This is a genomic window from Microseira wollei NIES-4236, from assembly GCF_020521235.1.
GTDB lineage: Bacteria > Cyanobacteriota > Cyanobacteriia > Cyanobacteriales > Aerosakkonemataceae > Microseira > Microseira wollei.
The window spans coordinates 1-5,218 of sequence record NZ_BLAY01000334.1 but is presented as its reverse complement, the minus strand read 5'-3'; the positions used below and the strand labels follow the sequence as shown (position 1 = coordinate 5,218).

Below are 5,218 nucleotides of genomic sequence, written 5' to 3'. Positions count from 1 at the left end.
GCGCTATATGCTGTTGATGCGGCTTTTTGTCTTCACTCCCAGGCTGGGGCGGTAGTGTTGCCCTTAAGCATAGGCGATTTCCTCTTTGGCGCACCTGCACGCCGATATTTGCCGCTTTGAGTTCGGCATTAACTTCCGCCAGTCGATTTTGTGGTGTCACAGCTTCCCTAAATCTTCCCTAAATTTTTCGGGTTATTAGGGCTTGGTTAAAGCCCTATAGAGTAGCGAAAAAGATAGGATTATTGTACCGAAAGGCTTGAGCCGTGGGGGTTGGGGATATATAAAAAGAAGGGCGAACGATGGGACTCGAACCCACGAATGGTGGAACCACAATCCACTGCCTTAACCACTTGGCTACGCTCGCCATTGCGATTACCTAATATAGCACAAGGATCGGAAATTGATCTAGGGGGTAATCGATAATATCAGCTAATCTGGAATGCAGGCATCCGTCGGGGGCAGTCTCAAATCCCATGCACAAGTTGAAATCGATCAAATCCGCTCTCAGCGGGCTTCTGGCTGTTGTCGGGGCGGCGATGGCGATCGCTAACCCCAGTCAGCCCCAGTACGAGGAGTATGCGATCGCTCAGTTGACGGGCTACCTCAAAGATAATGTCTGCACCCAAGCCCCTAAAGATTTGGGCGCGGTTCTGCCAAGTTACTGCACATCCCTGGTCGATGTTGGGGGTCCTCAACTACAAAAAATGATCGCCGAGAATACCGACCAACTTAATTTTATTTTCTTTAGTATTTATCGCACAGAACTTTCTATCGGCCCTTTCCTGCCTGCTTACCAGTTTGAAACTGTGGCAGTTTTTCACAAATTCTATACCTACCAAGCTCAAAAGCAGTATTAGGTTTTGGTTTGGAAAACTTCTCTTCTTTTGGTCAGAGTTACTTCCTGCTTTTCTATTTCTCGCGAAAGAGCCTTGCTCCAGCTATTTTTCCAGCTTTAGATTGATTTACTTTTAACATATCAGTCTTATCTTGTCAAGAGTCAGACAAAACAAATCAAAAATTTCAATAATTTTCCAGGTTTGTAGGTTCGCGGAGGTTTATATGGCTAGTCGTTATAACCAGAACCAATCCCCATTGGTTAAAATCGTTTACTCCAAAGTATTGGTCAAGGGTAAACTTGAATTGATCCCGCTAGAATTGTACGCAGACGGCTCTCTCAAACGATCTAGCTGATGAAGGTCGAGGGAAAGCTACTTCAAAAATCAATATTACTTAGGCAAGGGCGTTCCTAGAAACCGGGTTTCTCAGAGAAACCAAGAAACCGGGTTTCTGCCTAGAACTCTGATTTACATAAACGATTTTTCAGAGAAACCCGGTTTCTTGGCATAAGTCCAAACCAAGTCTAAAAAAGGCAGAGTTAAAAAAAAATCTGAGAGATACTAAGTAGGTGCAGGTAAATAAAGTGAAAATAGCTATCCCTACCTATGGCGGGCGATTAGCCCACCCCACAAAACCTTCAATCTCTTGTGGGGTAGGCGTCCCGCCCGCCATTGTGGTGAGTTTATTTATATTCACATACTTAACACCTCTCCCTTCTCGCATAATTGCAGACACCAAAACTTACTTTACAACTCGCTAGGTTGGGGATACATTGGGTAGGTAGAGTCTGCTTTTACACCTGGCTATGAACTACTGCGTTACCCCTGGATGTCTCAATCCCCAAAACCCGGATAACGCTAAATTTTGCCACAGTTGTGGTGCTAGATTATTGCTACTAGACCGATATCGTCCGATTCAACCGATTGGTCGGGGGGGATTTGGCAGAACTTTTCTGGGTGTGGACGAACAAATTCCTTCTAAACCCCGCTGTGTTATTAAGCAACTTTATCTTCAAACTCAAGGCAGTTTAGCTTTAAAAAAAGCCACTCAATTATTCCACCAAGAAGCGCAGCGTTTGGATGAGTTGGGGCAGCATCCTCAAATTCCGACGCTGCTGGCTCACTTTGAACAGCAAAAGCAACTTTATTTGGTACAAGAATTTATTCAGGGGCAGACTCTAGAACGAGAATTGCACAAAGGGAATTTCAACGAAACTCAGATTTTGGAACTGCTGCAAGGTGTATTGCCCGTCCTCAAATTTATCCACGATCGCAAGGTACTTCACCGGGATATTAAACCGAGCAATATTATGCGGCGCAGTCAGGATGGCAAAATCGTTCTGATCGATTTTGGCGTTGCTAAACAGATTACTGACTCGGCTTTATTTCACACCGGGACAGCTGTAGGAACTCCCGGATATACGTCCCCCGAACAAGAAAAGGGGAAAGCTTTACCTGCTAGCGATCTCTACAGTCTGGGAGTGACTTGCATTCACTTGCTGACTGGGGTGTCTGCGTTTGAGTTGTTTGATTTTTCCAATCATCGTTGGGTTTGGCGCGATTTTTTGCTTAGCGGTACGACGGTGAGCGATCGCTTAGCCCGTATCCTAGATAAATTACTGCAACATCCCCTCAACTTGCGTTACAAATCTGCCGATGAAGTCTTGCAAGCACTAACGCCACAACCCGCACCGAAGAAACCATTACCACCACCCAAGGAAACTAACCCGATAGCCAACCTCTGGCGGCGATATGCTGCTAAACCCCAGGGGGATGTTTTGAATTCCGCAGTGGGAGTCGATTATACGAACTTACAGCGTCTACTCGCTGCTGGTAAATGGCAACAAGCAGACCAAGAAACTTGGGCGCGGATGTGCGAAGCCCTGGAAAAATCACCCCGCAGTTATATTCAATCGAGCGAGATCGATAAATTTCCAGGCGTTGATTTGCAAACAATTAATCAACTCTGGGTAAAGTACAGCCAAGGGCGCTTTGGCTTCACCGTGCAAAAGCAAATCTACGATAGCGTCGAACAAGACTTTGGCAAGTTCTGCGCTAGCATCGGTTGGCTACCCTACAAACAATTCCGTTCTTACTTGCAATTTCGCGATTCTGCCCCAATAGGACACTTGCCTTCCTGGAGTTGGGCCAATGGTACTCAATTGTCGCGTCACGCGGCGACGCTGTCAGCCTTGCTGGAAACCTGTCAAATCCTTTGACGACAGCACCTGTAGAAAAATTTTCCTATTTTCTTATTGTGAATTGATTGCAATTTACTCACCCGCTTAGCTGTTGCCAATGCCATTACGTTATAGCTAAGCGCAGGGCTTGCTTAACCGAATGTTAATTATTGAAAATAAATCCTATGAAGCAGCCGACTGGATATTGACGCCAATATAAAGAGTGATAAAGTTAAAGAAATTGAGCCGGGAACTTCTAATAACAAGGGAAAAAACCATGTCGCAAACTCAGGGTATACTACGCTCGATTGACAGGGTGTATGACAATCCGGTTTTATTCGACCACTCGGTAACTACACCTGTCTGCGAAGGTTTCAATATCGCACTGGCTAGTTTTCAGGCGCTTTACCTGCAATATCAGAAGCATCACTTTGTGGTGGAAGGGGCTGAGTTTTACTCGCTGCACAAGTTTTTTGAAGAAAGCTACGAAGAAGTACAAGGACACGTTCACGAAATTGGCGAACGGATGAACGGGTTAGGCGGCGTCCCCGCAGCTAGCTTTACCAAACTTGCCGAATTGTGTTGCTTTACACCAGAATCTGATGGGGTTTATTCTTGTCGGGACATGGTACAGCACGACTTGCAAGCCGAACAAGCGATGATTCAGCTGATTCGTCGCCAAGCAGCACAAGCAGAAAGTTTAGGCGATCGCGCAACTCGCTATCTGTATGAAAAAATACTGATGGAAACCGAAGATAGAGCATTTCACCTCGCTCACTTCCTCGCTCACGATAGTCTAACCCTCGGCTTTGTCCAAGCTTCTAGCAACTAAACAAGTCAACATTTGACACTCTTTAAGAAACCCGGTTTTGTGAAAAAACCGGGTTTATCAGTTATTACCTCCTGCCTCTCTTAAGATAGAGATACTGCAACGACTAACTCTATCTCCAGAGCCAAGATTAACTTGAAAGCCTGCGATAAGCTACCAATGTAGGTAAAGGTTGACACAAGTTATCCCATGGGGTAGCTTTTTCAGTTTTAAGGCACGAGGTTATTCATTTATGTTGTTTCACAAAAAACAATTAATGCATTCGGTAGATATCGTCGAACCTCACCCGCGTTTTGCTCAACTTCTGCTAGAACAGTTTGGTGGAGCGACGGGGGAATTAACCGCAGCATTACAATATTGGGTGCAGTCTTTTCATTGCGAAAATGCTGGGATTCGGGACATGCTCCAAGATATCGCTATCGAAGAGTTTAGCCATTTAGAAGTAGTTGGCAGACTAATCGAACAACACACCAAAAACGTCGATCAAACCGACGCTTTTAGGAGTACTTTGTTTGCCGTTCGCGGTATGGGGCCGCATTTTTTAGATAGTCAGGGCGTCGCTTGGACGGCAGCTTACATCAACGAAGGCGGCGATGTAGTGCGCGATTTGCGCGCCAATGTTGCCGCTGAAGCCGGAGCGCGTCAAACTTATGAAGAGTTGATTAAAATGGCTCCCGATAAAGGCACCAAAGATGCGCTTGTGTTTCTCCTAACCCGGGAAATTTCCCATACCCACATGTTTATGAAAGGTCTGGAGTCATTGGGTAAGCTCACCGACCCCTTCTTTGGCAATATTCAGCCAGATCAAACCGTCGATCTTTACTTTAATTTGTCTCAAGGTGGTAAAGAGGAAGAAATTTCACCTACTACCTCTGGTAAGGACGAACGCGGGCCTTGGAATGAGGAACCGACTTTCAAATATATTGCTCAACCTTTAGCAGAACGTTAGCAATCATCTGACGTTGGCATTGTAGGGGCACGGCAGGCGAAAATCTTGGATAACTGCCACAAAACTGGCGGATGCCGTCCCCCTACCCCTGGCAATCCCCTATAAAGGGCACGGCAGGCGAAAATCTTGGATAAATGCCACAAAACTGGCGGATGCCGTCCCCCTACCCCTGGCAATCCCCTATAAAGGGCACGGCAGGCGAAAATCTTGGATAACTGCCACAAAACTGGCGGATGCCGTGCCCCTACCCCTGGCAATCCCCTATAAAGGGCACGGCAGGCGAAAATCTTGGATAACTGCCACAAAACTGGCGGATGCCGTCCCCCTACCCCTGGCAATCCCCTATAAAGGGCACGGCAGGCGAAAATCTTGGATAACTGCCACAAAACTGGCGGATGCCGTGCCCCTACCCCTGGCAATCCCC

The 5,218-nt window shown here is 46.4% G+C and carries 5 protein-coding genes, 1 tRNA gene and 1 pseudogene; 4 read left to right on the top strand and 3 right to left on the bottom strand.

The annotated features are described in order from the left end of the window. Positions 1-160 (bottom strand): annotated as a pseudogene (locus tag MiSe_RS54515) (site-specific recombinase); the annotation flags it as partial. 131 nt (positions 161-291) lie between these two features. Further along, positions 292-364 (bottom strand) — tRNA-His (locus MiSe_RS47565). A 118-nt stretch (positions 365-482) separates the two neighbouring features. Here MiSe_RS47565 and MiSe_RS47560 point away from each other — a divergent pair. The 4 genes from MiSe_RS47560 (at position 483) to MiSe_RS47545 (ending at position 4,794) form a co-directional block, all read left to right on the top strand. Beyond that, positions 483-857 carry a DUF4359 domain-containing protein gene (locus tag MiSe_RS47560; RefSeq protein ID WP_226594182.1) on the top strand — a complete coding sequence of 125 codons (375 nt, stop codon included), beginning with the start codon at positions 483-485 and terminating at the stop codon, positions 855-857. 785 nt (positions 858-1,642) lie between these two features. Next, entirely contained in the window at positions 1,643-3,055 is a 1,413-nt protein-coding gene (locus MiSe_RS47555) for a serine/threonine-protein kinase (RefSeq protein WP_226594179.1), read from the top strand. A gap of 238 nt (positions 3,056-3,293) precedes the next feature. Beyond that, positions 3,294-3,848 (top strand): DNA starvation/stress protection protein DpsA, encoded by a 555-nt coding sequence (gene dpsA / locus MiSe_RS47550; RefSeq protein ID WP_226594176.1) that lies wholly within the window; start codon positions 3,294-3,296, stop codon positions 3,846-3,848. A gap of 229 nt (positions 3,849-4,077) precedes the next feature. Then, on the top strand, positions 4,078-4,794 hold the full coding sequence (locus MiSe_RS47545; protein WP_226594173.1) for a manganese catalase family protein: 717 nt from the start codon (positions 4,078-4,080) through the stop codon (positions 4,792-4,794). Here the strand turns inward: MiSe_RS47545 and MiSe_RS47540 are convergent. Further along, positions 4,791-5,218 (bottom strand): hypothetical protein (locus MiSe_RS47540; RefSeq protein WP_226594170.1); only part of this gene is annotated, 428 nt, incomplete at its 5' end. The genes MiSe_RS47545 and MiSe_RS47540 overlap by 4 nt on opposite strands.

Excerpts from the sequence above, each read along its gene's own strand:
- MiSe_RS47555 (WP_226594179.1), top strand. The coding sequence starts at position 1,643 with ATGAACTACTGCGTTACCCCTGGATGTCTCAATCCCCAAAACCCGGAT.
- MiSe_RS47545 (WP_226594173.1), top strand. The coding sequence starts at position 4,078 with ATGTTGTTTCACAAAAAACAATTAATGCATTCGGTAGATATCGTCGAA.
- dpsA (WP_226594176.1), top strand. The coding sequence starts at position 3,294 with ATGTCGCAAACTCAGGGTATACTACGCTCGATTGACAGGGTGTATGAC.